Origin of the sequence: Limnohabitans sp. (assembly GCF_023910625.1) — a bacterium.
Classification (GTDB): domain Bacteria; phylum Pseudomonadota; class Gammaproteobacteria; order Burkholderiales; family Burkholderiaceae_C; genus Limnohabitans_A.
This window is the reverse complement of the sequence record NZ_JAAVVW010000002.1, coordinates 502,810-522,377: the sequence shown is the minus strand read 5'-3', so window position 1 is coordinate 522,377 and position 19,568 is coordinate 502,810. Positions and strand designations below refer to the sequence as shown.

The following is a 19,568-nucleotide window of genomic DNA, read 5'->3' as shown; positions in this document are numbered from 1 at the left end:
TCAGCCAGTGAGTAATTTTGACGATCTGGCACGAGTGGTCATGGTCGTCAAAGTGAAAAGTAAGGCGCTTTTCATTGGACCCTACACAGACAGTCAGCAACGGCTGTTTGACGGGGTCTTTTTGTTGCGTGAAAGAGATCAACTGACATTTGAAGCGATTGCTGTGCTGTTGACGAAGTCAGGCACACGCTCGGTAAATAGTTGCTTGTTGGGTGCTGAGCATGTGTTTTCCATCTACAAGAAAGGCAAAGCTAGGATGGAACGACTCACATTGAAGGTTGAGCCAATGTTGCTGGACATGTGGGTTGAATGATGATTAATGAGAGTTTTGGTTCTTCCAAAGGACATCTTTGGGCAGATTTTCTGCCTAGAACAAGCGTCCAGTGACGGGACGCTGAGCCAGCCCCGTTTACACAAAACTCTGTACACCCTCAGATGGAAAAAGTCCTCCCAAAGAATTCCCACGAACGGAACGATTCATTTACGGGAGGTGATTGACTTCAAGGCTTGCATGGCTTAAATTCATGTAAAAATTAACTTCAAGTTAAAATTTACATGAAAAATATACAGAGGCAAGCATTGGGCGTGCTGCTCCAACGGGCCACGCTTTACCCGGTGGTGACGGTGTTGGGGCCTCGTCAGTCGGGCAAAACCACCTTATGCCGGATGGCTTTTCCGGACAAGCCCTATGTCAATCTGGAGCAACCCGATGTGCGGGAGTTCGCGCAGCAGGACCCCAAGGCGTTTTTGACGCAGTTTCCGGATGGTGCCGTTCTGGATGAAATCCAGAACGTACCTGCGCTGTTGTCGTGGATTCAGGTGTTGACCGATGCAGATCCGCGCAAAGGGCGCTTTGTGTTGACGGGCAGCCACCAGCTGCAAGTGAGTGCGCAAATCACGCAGTCACTGGCAGGGCGGACGGCTGTGTTGGAACTGCTGCCTTTGAGTTTGTCTGAATTGGCCGCTGCGGGCATGTTTGACCCCGAACGTGCAGATGTGAACAGGTGGATGCTGCACGGTGGTTATCCCCGCATTCATGCGCAAGACCTGACACCCGAGGTGATGTTGTCGGATTACTTTGCCACCTATGTCGAGCGAGATGTGCGTCAGCTCATCAACCTCAGGCATTTGCGCGAGTTTGGCCAATGTGTGCGGTTGCTGGCAGGGCGCACGGGGCAGTTGCTCAACCAGACCAGCTTGGGCAATGAGGTGGGCGTCAGCAGCAACACCATCACACAATGGGTGAGTATTCTTGAAGCGTCTTTTTTGGTGTTCAGCCTGTCACCTTGGAGCGTCAACATTGGCAAGCGTTTGGTGAAGAGTCCCAAAATTTATTTCTACGATGTCGGACTCGCCTGCTGGTTGCTCGGTATCAAAACCGTGGAGCAGCTGCAGCACCACCCTTTGCGGGGAGCTCTTTTTGAAAACCTGGTGGTGCTGGAGGTGCTCAAGTCCTTGCGCAATCAGGGTTTGCGCGATCCTTTGTATTTCTTTCGCGACAGCAATGGTTTGGAAATTGACCTGTTGCTGGACCATGCCGATGGTCTTCAGTTGGTTGAGATCAAGGCATCACAAACGGTGTCTGCACCCTTGTTTAAAAATCTGCGCACCGTGAGCACATTGCTGGGCGATCGTGTGAAAAGCCAGCATTTGATCTACGGCGGGGCGGAGCGACAAGTTCGAACCGATGTGCAGGTGCTGCCGTATGGGCAAGCCGGCACGCTGATCTTGGACCCCACCGCGTGAGCCACCAATAGCCAAGACATCCACCTTGACCGCATGCCCGAATACTTCGGCTTGCGATCACACATTTTGAGTGGATAGAAATTTTGACCTCACGTCTTCCAACCATTAACCCGTGAGTGATGCCGAAGCTGGTTATGCTCACACCCTCATCTCTTTCTGGGTGCAGTCTCCATGATCCACTTGTTTTTGTTCATTGCCGGGCTGGTGTGCCTGGTGCTGGGGGCCAATTTGCTGGTGCGCGGCGCGAGCAAGCTGGCGCTGTCGTTTGGCATTTCGCCCTTGGTGGTGGGCTTGACCATTGTGGCTTTTGGCACCAGTGCGCCCGAGGTGGCAGTGTCGGTGGCTTCGGTGCTGGAGGGCAAGACCGACATGGCCATTGGCAATGTGGTGGGCAGCAACATTTTTAATGTGCTGTTCATCCTGGGGCTGAGCGCTTTGATCGTGCCTTTGGTGGTGCACCGCCAGCTGATCCGCCAGGAAGTGCCCATCATGTTTGGCGTGACATTGCTCATGGCCTTGATGGCGATGGATGGGCGGTTGCAGTTGTGGGAGTCTGTGGCTCTGGTGATTTTGCTGGTGGCTTACACCGGTTTTTTGGTGGTGCAGTCGCGCCGTGAAACCGCTGCAAACCAGGCCGCAGCTCAGGCTTCGGCCCAAGGCGTTGACGAGTTTGAGTCCGAGTTGCGGGCCTCGCCCGTGGGCGCATGGGATGCCAAACTGCCTGCGCAGTTGGCGCTGATCGCCGTGGGTTTGGCTTTGCTGGTGCTGGGCTCGGACTGGTTGGTGGGCGCGGCGGTGGTCTTTGCCAAAGCCTTGGGCGTGAGCGATGTGGTGATTGCGCTGACCATCGTGGCGGCGGGCACCTCCATGCCCGAGGTGGCCACTTCGATCGCAGCGGCGCTCAAGGGAGAGCGCGACATCGCGGTGGGCAATGTGGTGGGCAGCAACATCTTCAACATTTTGGGTTGTTTGGGTATCAGCGGCGTGGTGGCGGGCGGTGCAGGCCTGGTGGTGGCACCGTCTTTGTTGGCCTTTGACATTTGGGTCATGCTGGCTGTGGCGCTGGCTTGTTTGCCCATGTTCATCACCGGGGGCGAGATCGCCCGCTGGGAGGGGGGCGTCTTTGCTGGCTATTACGTGGCCTATGTGTCTTATTTGATTTTGGCGGCACAGCAGCACGATGCCTTGGGCGATTTCAGCAACATCATGTTGGGCTTTGTGTTGCCTTTGACCCTGATCACGCTGCTGGTGGTGTTGGTTCGCAGACATGCCTGATACGTTATGAATGCAGGGCCTGCCCCGTTTTGTGCGGTGGCCTGAACCGGGTGTATCGTCCCGGCGTGCATGACCCGATGGTCTGCACAAAGCGGCGGGCAGTTGCCCTGACTGTGTGGCTTGCTGGGCGTATGGGGCAAGGTGTTTTGGCGCACTGACGTGAGGGCAGGCGGGCACTAGGCTCGAGCTTTGCCAGGACCGCGACACCCGATGACCGCTGTTGAATTGACCCCCTCTGATCTGCGCCTGACCGTGGACCCTGGATGTTTGGGCTTTGTGGATACATCGGAGTTGGTGGGCCTGCCCCTGCCCTGGATTGGGCAGCCGCGTGCTGAGGCCGCTGCGCGTTTTGGCTTGCAGATGCAACAGCCCGGTTACAACCTGTTGGTGTTGGGGGAAGTGGGCACGGGTAGAACAAGCTTGCTCAGTCAGATGATGCACGAACAGGCCGCGCTGCGGCCTGTGCCGCCAGACCTGTGTTATTTGAACCACTTTGAGCAACCCGATCAACCCTTGGCCTTGCGTTTGCCCGCTGGCCAAGGGCGGCTGTTGCGTCAGGGCATGGCCTTGTGGTTGCAAGAGGTTCAGGCCGCAGTGCCCCAGCGGTTGCAACAAGACGATTTTTTGGCAGAACGCAAGCGGCTCACGCAGTCCTACAAGGCCAAGGCAGATGCGGCTTATGCGGCTTTGACTGCTTATGCACAGACGCACTCTTTTGCCTTGACTCGGGATCAGGGGCAGATGGTGTTCACCTTGAAAGATGCGAAGGGCGAACCCGTGACCGCGGCCAAAGCCTTGCTGATTAGCCCGCTTGAGCGGGCAGCCATGGATGCAGCCGAAGATGCGCTGCACCTCGAAATCGGGATTTATCTGGACGCAGCGCAGTCCCTGGACCGCGATCTGGAAAAGGCTTTGCATGATTTGCGTCAGCGTTTTTTGCGGCCTGTGCTGGCGCAGGGTCTGGACCGGCTCAGGCAGCAGATGGTCTTGTCAACCGAAAGTGCCGCCAAGTTGGATGCCTATTGGGCGCAGGTGATGTCGTCCATGCTCGACAAATACCCGCTGTTGTTGCCCGGCGATGACGAGGGCACGCGGCGACTGGCGCTGGCTGAATGGCTGTCCTTGTTCCGGGTGAATGTGGCGGTGGACAACCATGCTTGCTCGGGTGCGCCTGTCATTGTGGAGGACAACCCAGTGTTCAGAAACTTGTTTGGCAGCATCGAATATGCGTCAGACGGGGGTGAGCTGGTGACCGATTTTGCGCAGATACGCGCAGGCAGTTTGTTGCGGGCGCATGGTGGTTTTCTGATGTTGCACTTGCAGGATTTGCTGACCGATTCGCCCGTGTGGGAGAGGCTGCGTCGCATGATGCGCAGTGGGCGACTGCAGATGCAAGAGCCGGGCGTGGCGCAAGCGCCTTTGGCAGCCGTGTCCTTGTTTCCGGAGCCGGTCGAGGTGGATGTCAAGCTGGTGCTGATCGCGTCGGTGGAGGCTTATTACTCTGTTTTGGAGGCCGACCCCGAGTGGGCCCGGCGCTTTCGTTGCAAGGTGGACTTTGCCGAGAGCTTCCAGGCCACAGCGCAGACTTCAAGGGCCATTGCCGTGGGGGTGAGCCACACCTGTGAGCGCTTGGGTTTGTTGCATTTTTCGGCGTCAGCGGTGGCGCAGCTTATTGAAGACAGCCATCGGCAAGCGCAAGACCAGACCCGCCAAAGTGCCCAAGTGGGGCTGACCGAGGCTTTGGTGGTGGAAAGCCATGCGCTGGCGCAGGCCCGGGGTGCGATGCGGGTGGAATCGGGCGATGTGCTGGCGGCAAGACTGGCGACATGGACGCGTTTGGCGGGCCTTGAAGAGCGCGTGCAGGAGACCATCGCCAGTGGCGAGCGCTTGCTGGTGGTCAGTGGGCAGCGTGTGGCACAAATCAATGGACTGACCGTCATGGACTTGGGCGATCACAGTTTTGGCGTGCCTGTGCGGGTGACGGCCCGCTCGTTTGCGGGGGATGAGGGTTTGCTCAACATCGAGCGTGAGGTTGAGATGTCCGGGCCGATACATGACAAAGGCGTGCTGATTTTGCACAGTTATCTGTCGGGATTGTTTGCCCACATGGCCCCCTTGTCGATGAATGCGGCGGTGGTGTTTGAGCAAGAGTATGGCGGCGTCGAAGGCGACTCGGCCTCGTGTGCCGAGCTGTATGCCTTGTTGTCCAGTTTGGCGGGTGTGCCTTTGCGCCAGGGCATTGCGGTGACGGGGGCGGTCAATCAGCAAGGTGATTTGCTGCCAGTGGGCAGCATCAATGAAAAGATCGAGGGTTACTTTCGCAGTTGTGAGCTGTTGGGGCTGGACGGGCAGCAAGGGGTGTTGATGCCCGCCCGCAACCGACGGCACTTGATGCTGGCCCCCCATGTGGTGAAAGCCGTGGCGCAAGGGCGCTTTCACATCCATGTGGCCGATCGGGTGGGCGATGGCTTGAGCCTGCTCACAGGCATGCCCTATGGGCTGTTGGGAGCGGGGGGGTATGCGCCCGATTCAGTGCTTGGCCGCGTGCAGATCACGCTGCAGCGTTTTCGCCGCGCCTGTGAGTCGTTGGCATTGCACCGCAAGACGCGGCGGCCACGTGCACCCCGTTGAGTGGACTGTTGCACACCGCCGTAAGCGATGTACTGGTTTGAGGGTAATACTTTTGACAGTTTTGTGGGATTTATATTTTTGCTTTGCAGCGCTATGGTGATGAACATGCAGAACCTGGGCTGTGCAGACGGTGTCAGTGCGGTGGTGGTCTCTGGCTAAGCCTTCCCGTGTAGCCCTTTTGTAGAAAGAAAACTCGATGAGCATTGCATTGGTTTTGGCGGACCCTCACCCGGTGTTGTTGGAGGGGTTGTCTCAGGTTTTCAAGGCTTCACCCGAGTTTGTGGTCAAGGCCTGCGTGAGCAATGGTGACGATGCCTTGGCGGCCGTGCACCAGTACCGTCCGGATGTGCTGGTCATGGATGTGTCCTTGGCCAAACGAAGCGGTTGGGAGGTTCTGGAGGATGTGCAGCAAGCCGATTCGTCCACTCGACCGGTGGTGTTTACCGATGCACCGATTGGTGACGTCATGCGCGTGATTGATCTGGGCGTTCCGGGCCTGGTTGGCAAAGACAAGACCCACCAAGAGTTGGCGCGGTGTGTGCATGCGGTGCATGCAGGGCAAAAGTGGCTGGACCGCGACCTCACGCTCAAGACCATGTCGGTGCTGTTGGCGCAGCAAAAGCAAAAGTCCCAGGCCACCTCCTTGCTCACGCCCAGAGAGTTGACGGTGGCCCGCATGGTGACCGAGGGTTTGCCCAATAAAAAAATCGCCAGCAAGTTGTTCATCAGCGAGGGCACGGCCAAGCTGCACTTGCATCACATCTACCAAAAATTGCATTGCCCCGGACGCATGTCGCTGCAGCGCTACATGCAGGACCACGGTTTGATGTGAAACGCATACATGTCAATCAACCAATCAGGAGACCCCATGGTGGACGAAAACAAACTCATTGAATCAGCTTATGTTGCACACATGAGCGATCACTACAGAAAAGCTTCCGAGGAATTGTTGCACGCTTACCAGCGCAATAAGGAGGCTGCGCGTCACCACGAAGCCGGGGCCTTCAAGGCGGCTTTGCACCATGCCAAGCTCTCCAAGCACCACAGTTTCAATGCGCATGAGCATTTGAAAGACGCGCTGGGCATTGCCGAAAAACTGGAGGCCACATCACCTTGGCAAGACAAGGCGGGTAAGCACCTACCCGGCTCGGGTGTCCACTGAATCGATGATCAGCACTTGTGTGCAGTTTCGAACAGTCAGACGTCAGGCATAGGCCTACACTGAAAAATAGAACAGTGCCTGCAAGCCATGTCCGATGCCGATGCTTTGTTGCGTTGGGCTGCGTTGGCCGGTCTGTCCCGTGGTTTGAGCCGGTTCAATGAGTTGAAAAAGGAGTGTTTCAATGCCCATACGCGTTTTGTTATCGTCCAAGCACAAGGTGGTTGCAGAAGGCATTGCTGCCATTTTGCGAAACCACCCGGACATTGAGCTGGTGGGCATGGCGCAGACCGATGATCGAACGCAAACCCTGTGCCATGAGGTCAAGCCCGATGTGTTGTTGATGGGCATGCATGCCCATGGTCAACAAGACTTATCCTTGATGAAGAAGATCCTCCAGCACCCACCCAGTCCGCACATGGTGGCGTTCTCAGGTGACTCCGATCGCCATTCGATCCTTGAAATTCTTGACGCTGGCGCGCAGGGCTATGTATCCACCACCAGCGATGTTGACGAGTTGCTGCTGGCCATACGTTCGGTGGCCGCGGGGCGGGTGTACCTGTGTCAGGCGGCAGCATCCGAAATGATGGCGTCTGTGCGCAAAATCCGCTCTGCTGATGGTTCGGGCAAGGGCTATCTGGGGGGGCGTGAGGAGCAGGTTTTGCGCCTCATCGCCGATGGTTTTTCTTCCAAGGAAATTGCTCGCAACCTGCAAATCGCGCCCAGTACCGTCGAGGTCCATCGGCGCAATATCATGCGCAAAGTGGGCTTGCACAAGGTGGCGGATTTGACCCGCTACGCTATCCGCAATCAGATGGTCTCGGTGTGACTGGGCACCGGCTGGCCAGCACACTTGAGCATCGGCTTGTAATGCTGGCGTAGCTGGTGGTAGCACTCACAGCTGTGCTGGATGAGGCCTTCTCGGTTCAACACCTGAATGTGGCCGCGTGAGTAGCTGAGCCAGCCTTCTTTCATCAGTTTCGAAGCGGCCAGGCTCACCCCTTCTCGACGCACGCCCAGCAATTGGGCCATGGCCTCATGGGTCTTGTCCACTTGTTGGCCAGGTTGACGATCCAGGATCATCAAGATCAGACGGCTCAGTTGCATTTCCAGCGAGTGGTGCTGGCGGCACACATTGCCTTGGCTCATTTGCGCCATCAGTGCCTGCGCAAACAACATGAATGTGCGTTGTACAAGCGGATTCCTGCCATAGCTTGTGAGCACCACATCCATCGGAATCCGAATGGCTGTGCCAGTGGTTTGCACCACCGCCTGGTTCATGTTGGTGGGCGAGCCCATCAAGTGAAAAAGGCCGATCGCCCCTTCCCGGCCCACCATGGCGATTTCGGTGCAGTCGCCAGTGGCCAAAAGATATTGCCATGACGCGATGGCTGTTGTCGGAAAAAACATATGGGACAGGGCTCGGCCCGGATCGCAAATGACCTCACCCTCTGACATCTGCACCTCCTGCATGTGGGGGCCCCATTCCACCAGGATGGCCTCGGGCAGAGCGGTCAATATGCAGTTGTCAGGAGTTTGAGTTGTTTTCATATTTAACACCTTTCTGGTGATTTTTTGAATTCATTTGATAATTTATCAGTATTGGCAATTAAATATTGTACGCTAACGAACAAAGGGCCATCGGTGTTTGGCCTGTAAGCACGTTCCGGACCGTGCGCTTTTAGAGTGTTTGTGCTGCTTGCGCCAAGCCTGACAGGTCCAGCAAGTGCACTTGCCCGCGGCAGTAGCTCAGCAGGCCTTGTTCGCGCAGTTGCCCTGCTGCCAGTGTGATGCTCACCCGTCGAACCCCCAGCATGTGGGCCAGGTGCTCATGGGTCAGGTGCAAGTGGGTGGTTTGGGCGGTTTGTGCAGACAGCAGCAGCCACGCCGCCAGCCTGGCCTGGATGTCCAGCGTTTGGATGCTGGCGGCGAACATGGCCACATGCGACAACATGAACCACATCTGGCGCGAGATGGCCCTCAACACTGACGGGCGACCCAGTGCCATGGCCTGCAGGGAGCGGGCTGTCATGCGCCAGGCCGCCCCAGTGGTTTGCACGCGGTGCTGAAGCGTGGGGCTGCTGCTCTCCAGCACGTGTTCCAGGCCCACCACATGCTCGGCGCCAAGCAAGCCAACGGCCACGCCCATGTGGTGCTCGTCCTGCACCATCATGGCCACGGTGGCTCCTGTCAAAAAGTAAACCTGCGGCTCGTCCTTGTTTGAGCCCAACAGTTGTCCGGATTTCAGGGTGATGGGCTCACAAGCGGCCTCCAGCAAGGACTGCTCTAGCGTGGGCAATTGAGACATGAGCCCATTGTTTAAAAGTTTCACGTTATTAAACCGTGCAGGTGGACGGTAAATGAGGAAATGGTCAAACCGGAGAGTGAACTGCAGGCCATGGTCGGGCTTCAATCTGAGTATATGTTCGGCAAATCCTGAGTGAAGCATAAGTACAGGTGGTATTTGCGTTCGGTAGAGAACATAGAATCAATCCAAAACCGCATCCGCAAGGATGAAACACCTTGACTGAGCTCGCATCCAACAATTCCCTGCTTCAGCGCCTGCAACAGTTGGCCCCCGAGCTCTTGCCTGCCTGCGAGCGAGTGCCCCTGAAGGTGGGGCCTTGGCCTGCCCAGTCTGCTGCCGGTGATGGTTGTATGTACTTTCCTGACGACAGCTTGTTGGGTTTGTCGGCGTCATCTGGCGCACAGCAGGGCGTGCGTTTGGCCTTGCTGGGGTGTCACAACATGTGGTCGCCGCAATTGGCACTGTCCACCGGTTTGCAAGCCGAAGTGCTGGTGCCAGGGCATGCGCTGCGGTTGTCGGAGGCGCGGGTGCGTGCGGTTGGCCCTCCACTGGCCTACTGGTGGCTGCAAGAGGCGGCCAGTGCCCAACAGTTGATGGCACAAATGGCGCACATGGTGTTTTGCGCTAAACACCACAGCGCAGTGCAAAATCTGGCCAGTTGGTTGTGGCTGGCCCAGCACCACAGTCCACACAGTCCGCTGCACATTCCTTTACAGCCTTGGCGTGCGTGGCTTGCCTGGACGCCCGAGGTTTGGAAAAGCGCCTGGGACACCCTGGAAAGCCAGCAAGCGGTGGCCCTTGTGCAGCCGCGCCCCTCAAGGTCTGGCCAAACACCGCCCAAGCCTATAGGCCTCGATGAATGGGGCGAGATTCAGGTCCAGGCCTTGGCTTCTTTGTCAGCTTGGGCCTGCCCTTGTCACCAACCCCCCCCTTGTTATTGAGGTGGTCTTGGCCCTCAGGCTTCAGGGACTGGTCAGCAGGGCGCGGCTCAAGGACTCGGCCACCTTGATCCCGTCGACCCCCGCCGACAAGATGCCGCCCGCGTAACTGGCCCCTTCACCTGCCGGGTAGAGGCCGCGGGTGTTGGTGCTTTGGTGGTCATCGTCCCGTGGCATGCGCAGGGGCGATGAGGTGCGTGTTTCCACAGCGGTCATGACCGCGTCGTGCATGTCGTAGCCCTTGATCTTGCGGCCAAACACCGGCAAAGCTTCGCGCATGGCCGTTACCGCGTAGTCGGGCAATAGGGTGGCCAGGTCGGTCAGCTTTACACCAGGCTTGTAAGAAGGCTGCACGCTGCCCAAGGTGGATGAAGGGCGCTTGGCCAAAAAGTCGCCTACCAATTGGGCGGGGGCTTCGTAGCTGCTGCCGCCTACTTCAAAAGCCCGCGATTCCAGTTGCCGCTGCAGCACAATGCCCGCCAGCGGGTGCGCTTGGGGGGTCTGCAGCGCGGCCAATGCATGGGCTTCTTGTGCCAGGTGCGCACCATCTGAATCGCCAAATGCGGCTTGCCATGCGGCGGTGTCCAGCGGGTAGTCGGGTGGGTCGATGGCCACCACCATGCCGGCGTTGGCATTGCGCTCGTTGCGCGAGTATTGGCTCATGCCGTTGGTGACCACGCGACCCGGCTCGCTGGTGGCGGCCACCACGGTGCCGCCGGGGCACATGCAAAAGCTGTAGACGGCGCGGCCGTTTTGCGCGTGGTGTACCAGCTTGTAATCGGCCGCGCCCAGCAAAGGGTGGCCCGCATGGCGGCCCCAGCGGGCTTGGTCGATCACGCTTTGGGGGTGCTCGATGCGCACGCCAATCGAAAACGCTTTGGCCTGCATGGCCACGCCCCGGCGGTGCAGCATGACAAAGGTGTCGCGCGCGCTGTGGCCCAGGGCCAGCACCGCGTGGCGGGTGTGCAGGGTTTGGCTTTGGCCTGTGCGCAGGTCGGTCACCTGCAGCCCAGTGAGTTGGTGGCCGTTTGCGACTGGCGCGAGCAGTACATCGCTCACCCGTTGCTCAAATCGGATCTCGCCACCCAAAGCGATGATGTGTTCGCGGATGCGCTCAACCACCTTGACCAGTTTGAAGGTGCCGATGTGCGGGTGTGCGGCATACAAAATGTCGGCAGGCGCTCCTGCTTTCACGAACTCGTCCATGACCTTGCGGCCCAGGTGGCGCGGGTCTTTGATCTGGCTGTAAAGCTTGCCATCGCTGAACGTGCCCGCACCGCCTTCGCCAAATTGCACATTGCTTTCGGGGTTGAGCACTTGCTTGCGCCACAAGCCCCAAGTGTCTTTGGTGCGTTCACGGACCGGTTTGCCACGTTCGAGCACGATGGGTTTGAAGCCCATTTGCGCGAGAGCGAGCGCCGCAAACATGCCGCAGGGCCCAAAGCCCACCACCACAGGGCGTTGGCCACCTTGCTCGCCAAAACCTTCGGGAGCAAGCCCTGGGGGCTGCCAAACCATGTCGGGCGTGGGCTGGATGTGGGGATGGGCGGCGTGCTGTTGCAGCAGGACGCCTTCAGCGCTGGCGTCGGCCAGCGCGATGTCCACGATGAACACGGCCTGCACATCGGCTTTGCGCGCGTCGAAGCTGCGTTTGAACACCTTCAAAGTGACGATGTTCGCTGTACAGATGCCCAGCGTTTGAGCCGCCAGTTGGCGCAGCGCGGTGTCGGGGTGTGCAAGTGGGGTGCGGTCTTCGTCGGTTTCGGACGGTGCATCGGCAGCACGGCGCTCTTGTATCGGCAGGGTCGAAAGTGGGAGTTTGAGTTCGGAAATTCGGATCATGGGCACCTGCGGGCTTGTGGTTATCAAGCAAGAGGGTGGGATTATCACCGGTGCACCTTGTCTGCGCTGGACCAGTCCGGCAGGTCATAATTATCCCTGTGAAGTTCGCCAGACCGCCGCTGGTGCAATCTGGGAAACCAGGCACTGGAGGAACGTCCGGACTGCGCAGGACAGCGTAGGAGGTAATACCTCTCCACCGTGAGGTGAGGATCAGAGCAACAGAGACGAGCCGATTGAGTTCGGGTGAAACGGGCAATCTCTACGCGCAGCAATACCAAGTAGGCCTTCCTGAAGGTGTGCGGTTCGCCGCATGCCTTCTCCCTGTGGTTCCGCGGGGTGAGTTGGCGGGTAGGTAGCACCGAGCCGGGTGGGCGACCCCTGGCCCAGAGTAATGGCGGTCACGCAGCGGGTAACCGCTGTGCACAGAATCCGGCTTATCGGCGGGCTTCACACTTTTATGTCGGCCAACAAAAAACCCGCCGCAGCGGGTTTTTTGGGGAGTGCAAAGCTTAGCCGCGAGAGGGCATCAGGCTTCCCGCTAAGGCGAACACCGAGTTGGGGGCGGTGATTTTCATGGCACTTTTTGGCTTGGCAAACACGCCGCGTTTGACGGCAGGTTGGGGGGCTGGCTCGATGGTGACGCCCTTGGTGCGTTGCTCGGCAACGAGTTGGCGCAGGGTGATGGACTGCAAGTGGGTCAGCATTTTTTCGTTCAGGCTGGCCCACAGCTCGCTGTTCATCCAGCCGCCTTCGGCTGCGGCTTCGTCATCGGCAGGGGCGTCCACCGCACCCACGATGTCGGCCATGGTGATTTTTTCGGCATTACGCGACAGTGAATAACCGCCGCCTGGGCCGCGGGTGCTTTCGACCAGACCTTGTTGGCGCAGTTTGCTGAACAACTGTTCCAGATAGGACAGCGAAATCTGGTGGCGTACGCTGATGGCGGCCAGCGACACGGGGCCACGGTCTTCACGCAACGCCACATCGATCATGGCAGTGACGGCAAATCGGCTCTTGGTGCTCAAACGCATGGTGGGCTCCTTTCTGCGTTCTGGATGGCTTTTTGAAAGGGCCATCCGTGGGGTCTTGGCTGCAGGACATACAGCAGTGACTGTACAGTTATTTTCTGAGACTGGATTGTCATTTGGAGATAAACAAGGCTATTACAAGGGGTAAAACAGGTCTTTTTGTCCTGCCATCGGATTAAAAAGAGATTAAAACCGCTCGTGCCCCGCCAGTTCTCGCCACTGCCCTGGCTCCAGGGGGGCCAGGTTCAGACGGCCTACACGTTGACGGCGCAGGTCTTGCAGCGGGCATTGTTCGTCCAGCCAGCGGCCCAGTTCCAGCCCGTCGATGTCCTTGCCAGCGATGCGCAGCACCGTCAGGGTGTCGGTTTGGCGGTTGATGCTGGTGCGGATGCCGGGGCCGTTCAAGGCCTTGATGGTGCCCTCTGGCACTTCGCCACCCACGGTGGCCATCCATTCTTGCTCCATCGGGCTGCGGCGGTCTTCCAGGTGGCGCAGCACGGCGATGTCGTCTGAAAAAATGCACAAACCGCTGGCGGGTTTGGCCAGCGGCAAGGGCATTTGCATTTTGGCCAAGCGTTCGGGCCCCCAAAGACCCGGCTGGGCGGCTTTGAGGCCCACGGTGTCTTGCAGCCAGGCCAAGTTGGCCACGCGGTGGGCGGGCTTGAACAGCGCCAAGGTCATGGGGGCGAGGGCGGCCATGGAGACCAAACGGTTGACCTGAACGGCTTGTTCAGGCCGCACACGCCGGGCTGGGTCGGTCACCACTTTGCTGGCGACTTGGACGCCGCCAGCCACGATCAGGGCTTCGGCTTCGCGGCGCGAGCAGTGTTGCTCGGCGGCCACGCGTTTGGCCAGGCGTATGCCTTCTTCAGAGGAAATCATCCATGCTTTCAAAAATGCTTAAGGCGAATCAAGACAGGGTTTGTTCGCGGATGTGGTCCACATGCGCTTGCAGTGAGCGTGCGGCCACTGGCCACAGGCGGGGCGGCACATCGTCGTAGGCTTTTTCTACCCATTCCTGCAGGCTGCCTTGGGGCAGGGCCTGCATGGCGGCAGCAATCTTGGCCTCGCGCTTGAGGCGGTGCGCCTTCAGGTGGGTGATGGCCTGGTGGGCAAAGCCCAGCACATGGCCGTGCGCAGGCAAGATGAATTCGATGCCTCCGGTAACGCACGCCGCAGCCAACTTGTCCAGCGAGTCCAAATAATCGCCCATGTGGCCGTCGGGCGGGTCGATCACGGTGGTGCTGCCGTTGAGCACATGGTCACCCGAAAACAGCAGACCGTCTTCTTCCAGCACCAGGCACAGATGGTTGGCCGCATGGCCCGGGGTGTGCACCACATGCAGGGTGTGGGTGATCTCGCCATCCACACCCAGGCCTTGCAGCACCAGTTTTTCGCCATCGGTCAGCTCTCGATCCGGCGTGAAGCGGCTGTTGGCACGGGATGTGGGGCGTGAAGACAGGCCTAGGATGGGGGGCTTGTTCGTGCACAGTGCCTGCAGCGGCGCAGCGCCTGGCGAATGGTCCGGGTGAGAGTGGGTGCACACAATGGCCTTGATTTGTCCACCTGCCGCACGCCACATCCGTTGCAGATGGTCGATGTCCGCCGGGCCGGGGTCGATGGCGATGTAGCCGGTGTTCGGGTCGCCCACCAAGTAGCTGTTGGTGCCGGGGCCGGTCATCACGCCCGGGTTGGGGGCGGTCAGGCGCTGCACGTTCTTGAGCAGGGGCACAGGCTGGTCGGTCTGCCAGTCCAGGTGGTGGTGGATTTGCCCGTCGGGCGTGACCAGGGCCAGCTCGCCAAACGGGGCTTCGTGCTCCATGAAGCGCGCTTCGTTGCCCGCCAGCCAGCCCGCGCGGGGGCAGCTGGTCCACAGCGGTTCGTCGTTGACGGCGCAGGCTTGTAACACCGCTTCCACGCTGGCAAAGTCTTTCAGGCGCTGCAGCGTGCGGATGGTCGGGTAGACCATGAAAAAATCACCCGTTTCGTGGCGGTTCAGCGCTTCTTGTGGGTTCACCCAGACGGGCTCAAACTGCTCGGATTCGTCGGCCACCGGGGTCTGGCCTTCGGGCATGCGGGCCACCAAAAAGGGCACGTCAAAGCGCCGTGGCAGGTCGCGGTCGGTGATCCAGTGGGCCAGCACGAACACCTGGTCGGCGGCCAGCGTCAGGCCTCGGGCCTGGCATTGGGTGGCAAAAGAGGCTTTTCGGTCGATCTGGGCAATGTCAGCGTTGTCAGCCCAGCGGCCATCGGCATGGCGGGCGAACAAGATGCCCAGTTCTTCAAAGCTCTCGCGGATGGCGGCAATGGCTTGCGTCAGGTGCAAGTCGCTTTGTTTGGGGCGACGCTGCGCCATGCCGTGGGCCTGGGCGTCGGCGGCGTCAATGCCTCCGCCGGGGAACACGTAGGCGCCGGGCGCAAAACTGGCTGTCATCGAGCGCCGAGTCATCAGCACCTCGATGCCTTGGGGGCCGTCGCGCATGAGCAGCACGGTGGCTGCGGGGCGCAGGGGGGCGGGGTCGCGTTGGGGGTACAAGAGTTGGGATGTGCGTGCCATGCCCCATTATCGGGCCGCCCTGCGGGGCGAACTCTGGCGTGCAAGGGGGTCTGCTGCGCTAGCTGTCCTGGTCAAGCTCTGGGGCGATAATCGCGGCCATGCACATTCGCTTTACCAAGATGCAAGGCGCGGGCAACGATTTTGTCGTGCTCGACGAGACGCGTGCTCGCTTGGGCCTGAATGCGGCCCAGTACCGTTTTTTGGCCAATCGCCACTTTGGCGTGGGAGCCGATCAGATCCTCACCGTGCGGCCATCCCCTGCGCCAGGCCTGGACTTTGAATATGTGATCCACAACGCCGACGGCGGCGAGGTGGAGCACTGCGGTAACGGGGCTCGCTGCTTTGTGCGCTATGTGCGCGACAAGGGCCTGACCTACAAAACCACTGTTCGTGTGAAGGTGCAGCTAGGCGAGATTGAGCTCACCATGAACCCCGATGGCCGTGTGACGGTGGACATGGGCGTGCCCATCTTTGATTGGGAACGCGTGCCATTCAACCCGATGGGCCTCATCAGCGACCAAGCCAACGGGTGGCCAGTGTTTGACCTGAATTTGGGCGTGCAGGGCATGGCCCCATCCATGGCACGGGTTGGCGTGGTGTCCATGGGCAACCCGCACGCGGTGCAACGGGTGGAAGATGTGGACACTTTCCCGGTGCTGGTCCAAGGCCCTTTGATCGAAAACCACCCGGCTTTCCCCAATCGGGTGAATGCTGGCTTCATGCAGATCGTCTCGCGCAAGCAAATCAAATTGCGGGTGTTCGAGCGCGGTGTCGGCGAAACGCTGGCCTGCGGCACGGGTGCCTGTGCGGCGGTGGTCTTGGGTATTCGCCAGGGCTGGCTGGACAACCGGGTTGACGTGCTGGCCCCGGGCGGCGTGTTGACCATTGAATGGGCCGCTCAGGCCGACAGCCCGGTGCTGATGACCGGCCCTGCCACTTCCGTTTTTGAGGGCGAAATCGACTTGCCCGACACCCTTTCCTGAATTTCTGGAGCCAAGACATGACCAACTCTGAACCCATGAGCCCGATCACCGAAGATGACATTGCCGAATACCTGGTGAACACACCAGATTTTTTTGAGCGCCACGCTTCGCTGCTGGCCACGGTGCAACTGACACACCCACAAAGCCACCGCACGGTGAGCTTGCAAGAGCGTCAAGCCCAAATGCTGCGCGACAAGATCAAGGGCCTGGAGCAGCGCATCATGGACATGATCCGGCATGGTAACGAAAACATGATCCTGACCGATAAGCTGCACCGCTGGTCTTGCGAATTGATGCGCACGCCCGAAGACCAGATCGCCGCATCGGCGCTGGACAACATTCGCGAGCTGTTTCAGGTGCCGCAGGTGGCTTTGCGTCTGTGGTCGCTGCAGGCCAATCATGCGCAGGCCCCCTATGCACAAGGTGTGACCGAGGCAGTGCAGGCTTTGGCCAGTTCTCTGGATCGACCTTATGTGGGACCCAATTCGGGGTACGAAGCCGTGCAATGGCTGGACGATCCCACGCAGGCCGCTTCGCTGGCTTTGCTGGCCTTGCGCGCGGCACCAGGGCAGCCCGCTTTGGGTTTGCTGGTATTGGCCTCGCCCGATGCCCAACGCTTCAACAGCCAGATGGGCACCGATTTGCTGGAGCGTTTGGCCGAGTTGGCCGGTGCCGCCTTGTCGGTACTGCAAACAGCGCGGGCCTGAGCCATGTCAGAGATGCAGGCCACCGATCCACTGGTGTCCCGCTATCTGGACCATGTGCGCTTTGAAAAGCGGCTGGCCGAGCGCACCTGCACGCTGTACCAACTGGATCTGGCCCGCCTGGCCGAAATGGCTGCAGCATCGGGAATGCCATTGCTGAAGGTGGAAAACAGACACATCCGCCGCTGGGTCGCGCAGATGCACAGTGCCGGACGCAGTGGGCGCGGCATTGCCCTGATCCTGTCGGGCTGGCGCGGGTTTTACACCTGGTTGGGTCGCGAAGGCCTGGTTGCCCAAAACCCGGTGACCGAGGTGCGCGCCCCGCGTGTGGCCAAACCTTTGCCCAAAGCGCTGGGGGTGGACGAAGCCGTGCAATTGGCCGAGTACGAGGAAGCAAACGACGACCCCTGGCTCGAAGCCCGCGATGCGGCCATGGTGGAGCTGCTGTACGGCTGCGGCCTGCGCATTGCCGAGCTGACGGGCCTGGACGTGGTGGCCAGCACCGAGGCGGCGCGTGCCGGGCGTGGCTGGATCGACCTGCAAAACGCCGAGGTGCAAGTGCAGGGCAAAGGCAGCAAGCGCCGCAGCGTGCCTTTGGGGCGTGCGGCCATCGAGGCGCTGACGAACTGGCTGGCCGTGCGTTCGCAATTGCCGGGCATGCTCACGCAACCCACACCGGGTGCATCTGCTCTGGCGCTGGCGCTGTTTCCTGGACGCCACGGCACGCGCCTGACGCCGCGGGGTGTGGCCCAACGCCTCAAGCGCCGCAGCCTGCTGGCGGGCTTGGCCACTCCGGTGCACCCGCACATGCTGCGCCACTCCTTTGCCAGCCATGTGCTCCAGTCGAGTGGCGATCTGCGGGCGGTGCAAGAGCTGCTGGGCCACGCCAACATCAGCACCACCCAGGTCTATACCCGGCTGGATTTTCAGCACCTGGCCAAGGCCTACGACGCCGCCCACCCCCGCGCCAAGCGCAAATGAGGCACCGGCCAAGGAGCCGATGCCGAGTGCGGCCATGTCTGTCGGGCTCAGGTTGAGCTTGAATTCATCGATACACTCCCTAACTGTTGCCTACCTGTTTTGAAGCGGAACCGCGCCATGTCCCTGATCCCCACCACCATCCTGACCGGCTTTTTGGGCTCGGGTAAAACCACACTGCTCAAACGCGTGCTGACCGAGGCCCACGGCCAGAAAATTGCCGTGATCGAGAACGAGTTTGGCGAGGAAAACATCGACAACGACATCCTGTTCTCGGACACCAACGAGCAGATCATTCAGATGAGCAATGGCTGCATCTGCTGCACCATCCGCGAAGACCTGCGCGTGACCTTGCAGCTCTTGGCCACCAAGCGCCGCAAGGGTTTGCTGGACTTTGACCGCATCGTGATCGAGACCACGGGCCTGGCCGATCCCGGCCCGGTGGCGCAGACTTTTTTCATGGATGACGAGATCGCCGAGACTTATTTGCTGGACTCCATCCTGACCCTCGTGGACGCCAAACACGCGGCCCAGCAATTGAACGACCGCCAGGAAGCCCGTCGCCAAGTCGGCTTTGCCGATCAGATCTTCGTCAGCAAGGCCGATCTGGTTTCGCCGCAAGAGCTCGACGCCTTGCAGCACCGCCTCAAACACATGAACCCGCGTGCCCCACAAAAAGTGGTGCATTTCGGCGAGGTTGCGCTGTCCGAGGTGTTCGACCTCAAGGGCTTTAACCTGAACGCCAAGCTGGACATTGACCCGGATTTTCTGAAGGACGAGGCCCATGACCACGCGCATGGCGAGCACTGCGACCACCCCTCCCACGCCCACGAGCATGGTCATCACCATCACCATGATGACGATGTGAAAAGCTTTGTTTTTCGGTCTGAAAAACCCTTTGACCCTGCCAAGCTGGAAGACTTTTTGGGGGCCATCGTCAACATTTATGGCCCCCGCATGCTGCGCTACAAGGGCGTTTTGAATATGCGCGGCACTGAGCGCAAGGTGATTTTCCAGGGCGTACACCAACTCATGGGCAGCGATTTGGGTCCGATCTGGGTCGATGGTGAGGTGAGAACAAGCAAGATGGTATTCATTGGCATCGATTTGCCCAAGGATATTTTGTTGCAAGGCCTGGAGCAATGTTTGGTCTGAAGTTGGGGTGGACACAAAGCAGGCCTGTCTGGCCATCTGCTCCAATCGGCCTTTAATCTTCAGCGCCCCATTTTTTGACCGTTCTTATCGCTACAATCGCCCGCCTGAAGCCTTCCATTTTTTGGGGGGCTGGTGACCCCTACCAGGTCTAAAACACGGGTTTTGAATGCAAATGAACAGGTTTCTCAATCGGTTGCCGCCCGTTGGCAAGAGGTTTGGGCCTGCCTTCTCACATGGCTAGGAGACAAGACGTGAAGACCTCTA

Annotated in this window: 18 protein-coding genes and 1 other RNA gene; 13 read left to right on the top strand and 6 right to left on the bottom strand. The window is 59.4% G+C overall.

What is annotated here, in order from left to right; translation table 11 throughout:
* Window positions 1-7: 7 nt before the first annotated feature.
* The 7 genes from HEQ17_RS02575 to HEQ17_RS02545 all read left to right on the top strand — a co-directional run bounded on the left by HEQ17_RS02575 (window position 8) and on the right by HEQ17_RS02545 (window position 7,640).
* Window positions 8-313, top strand: a complete 306-nt coding sequence (locus HEQ17_RS02575) for a hypothetical protein (protein WP_296291130.1) — start codon at window positions 8-10, stop codon at window positions 311-313.
* A 242-nt stretch (window positions 314-555) separates the two neighbouring features.
* Window positions 556-1,746: an ATP-binding protein gene (locus tag HEQ17_RS02570; protein ID WP_296291129.1), complete on the top strand. Its 1,191-nt coding sequence runs from the start codon at window positions 556-558 to the stop codon at window positions 1,744-1,746.
* A gap of 171 nt (window positions 1,747-1,917) precedes the next feature.
* A complete protein-coding gene (locus tag HEQ17_RS02565) occupies window positions 1,918-3,021 on the top strand; it encodes a calcium/sodium antiporter (protein WP_296291128.1) in 1,104 nt (367 codons plus the stop codon).
* A 210-nt stretch (window positions 3,022-3,231) separates the two neighbouring features.
* Complete coding sequence (locus tag HEQ17_RS02560) at window positions 3,232-5,652, top strand: Lon protease family protein (protein ID WP_296291127.1); 2,421 nt, start codon at window positions 3,232-3,234, stop codon at window positions 5,650-5,652.
* Between the two features lie 196 nt (window positions 5,653-5,848).
* Window positions 5,849-6,484 carry a response regulator transcription factor gene (locus HEQ17_RS02555; RefSeq protein WP_296291126.1) on the top strand — a complete coding sequence of 212 codons (636 nt, stop codon included), beginning with the start codon at window positions 5,849-5,851 and terminating at the stop codon, window positions 6,482-6,484.
* A 9-nt stretch (window positions 6,485-6,493) separates the two neighbouring features.
* Window positions 6,494-6,814, top strand: a complete 321-nt coding sequence (locus HEQ17_RS02550; RefSeq protein WP_296291125.1) for a hypothetical protein — start codon at window positions 6,494-6,496, stop codon at window positions 6,812-6,814.
* A 181-nt stretch (window positions 6,815-6,995) separates the two neighbouring features.
* Entirely contained in the window at window positions 6,996-7,640 is a 645-nt protein-coding gene (locus HEQ17_RS02545) for a response regulator transcription factor (protein WP_296291124.1), read from the top strand.
* Here HEQ17_RS02545 and HEQ17_RS02540 read toward each other — a convergent pair.
* Both HEQ17_RS02540 and HEQ17_RS02535 read right to left on the bottom strand, forming a co-directional pair.
* The gene (locus HEQ17_RS02540; protein WP_296291123.1) at window positions 7,622-8,362 is read right to left on the bottom strand and encodes a Crp/Fnr family transcriptional regulator; all 741 of its coding nucleotides are present in this window, start codon (window positions 8,360-8,362) and stop codon (window positions 7,622-7,624) included. The genes HEQ17_RS02545 and HEQ17_RS02540 overlap by 19 nt on opposite strands.
* A gap of 130 nt (window positions 8,363-8,492) precedes the next feature.
* Window positions 8,493-9,119 carry a Crp/Fnr family transcriptional regulator gene (locus HEQ17_RS02535; RefSeq protein WP_296291122.1) on the bottom strand — a complete coding sequence of 209 codons (627 nt, stop codon included), beginning with the start codon at window positions 9,117-9,119 and terminating at the stop codon, window positions 8,493-8,495.
* A gap of 215 nt (window positions 9,120-9,334) precedes the next feature.
* Here HEQ17_RS02535 and HEQ17_RS02530 point away from each other — a divergent pair, with 215 nt between their 5' ends.
* Window positions 9,335-10,060, top strand: coding sequence for a hypothetical protein (locus tag HEQ17_RS02530; protein ID WP_296291121.1), 726 nt, complete (start codon window positions 9,335-9,337; stop codon window positions 10,058-10,060).
* Window positions 10,061-10,081: 21 nt separating this feature from the next.
* Here the strand turns inward: HEQ17_RS02530 and HEQ17_RS02525 are convergent, their stop codons facing one another.
* The gene (locus HEQ17_RS02525) at window positions 10,082-11,899 is read right to left on the bottom strand and encodes an NAD(P)/FAD-dependent oxidoreductase (protein ID WP_296291120.1); all 1,818 of its coding nucleotides are present in this window, start codon (window positions 11,897-11,899) and stop codon (window positions 10,082-10,084) included.
* 100 nt (window positions 11,900-11,999) lie between these two features.
* Between HEQ17_RS02525 and rnpB the strand changes: the two genes are divergently transcribed.
* Window positions 12,000-12,352: RNase P RNA component class A (rnpB, locus tag HEQ17_RS02520), an RNA gene on the top strand.
* A 56-nt stretch (window positions 12,353-12,408) separates the two neighbouring features.
* On the opposite strand, the gene HEQ17_RS02515 is transcribed toward rnpB, so the two are convergent.
* The 3 genes from HEQ17_RS02515 to HEQ17_RS02505 all read right to left on the bottom strand — a co-directional run bounded on the left by HEQ17_RS02515 (window position 12,409) and on the right by HEQ17_RS02505 (window position 15,484).
* Window positions 12,409-12,930 carry an Rrf2 family transcriptional regulator gene (locus HEQ17_RS02515; RefSeq protein ID WP_296291119.1) on the bottom strand — a complete coding sequence of 174 codons (522 nt, stop codon included), beginning with the start codon at window positions 12,928-12,930 and terminating at the stop codon, window positions 12,409-12,411.
* Window positions 12,931-13,113: 183 nt separating this feature from the next.
* On the bottom strand, window positions 13,114-13,809 hold the full coding sequence (locus HEQ17_RS02510) for a S4 domain-containing protein (protein ID WP_296291118.1): 696 nt from the start codon (window positions 13,807-13,809) through the stop codon (window positions 13,114-13,116).
* 28 nt (window positions 13,810-13,837) lie between these two features.
* Window positions 13,838-15,484 carry an MBL fold metallo-hydrolase gene (locus tag HEQ17_RS02505; RefSeq protein WP_296291117.1) on the bottom strand — a complete coding sequence of 549 codons (1,647 nt, stop codon included), beginning with the start codon at window positions 15,482-15,484 and terminating at the stop codon, window positions 13,838-13,840.
* 98 nt (window positions 15,485-15,582) lie between these two features.
* Here HEQ17_RS02505 and dapF point away from each other — a divergent pair, with 98 nt between their 5' ends.
* The 4 genes from dapF (at window position 15,583) to HEQ17_RS02485 (ending at window position 19,304) form a co-directional block, all read left to right on the top strand.
* Window positions 15,583-16,467 (top strand): diaminopimelate epimerase, encoded by an 885-nt coding sequence (dapF, locus tag HEQ17_RS02500; RefSeq protein ID WP_296291116.1) that lies wholly within the window; start codon window positions 15,583-15,585, stop codon window positions 16,465-16,467.
* A 17-nt stretch (window positions 16,468-16,484) separates the two neighbouring features.
* On the top strand, window positions 16,485-17,174 hold the full coding sequence (locus tag HEQ17_RS02495) for a DUF484 family protein (RefSeq protein ID WP_296291115.1): 690 nt from the start codon (window positions 16,485-16,487) through the stop codon (window positions 17,172-17,174).
* A 3-nt stretch (window positions 17,175-17,177) separates the two neighbouring features.
* On the top strand, window positions 17,178-18,152 hold the full coding sequence (locus tag HEQ17_RS02490; RefSeq protein ID WP_296291114.1) for a tyrosine recombinase XerC: 975 nt from the start codon (window positions 17,178-17,180) through the stop codon (window positions 18,150-18,152).
* Between the two features lie 117 nt (window positions 18,153-18,269).
* Window positions 18,270-19,304, top strand: a complete 1,035-nt coding sequence (locus HEQ17_RS02485) for a GTP-binding protein (protein WP_296291113.1) — start codon at window positions 18,270-18,272, stop codon at window positions 19,302-19,304.
* The last annotated feature ends 264 nt before the right edge of the window (window positions 19,305-19,568 follow it).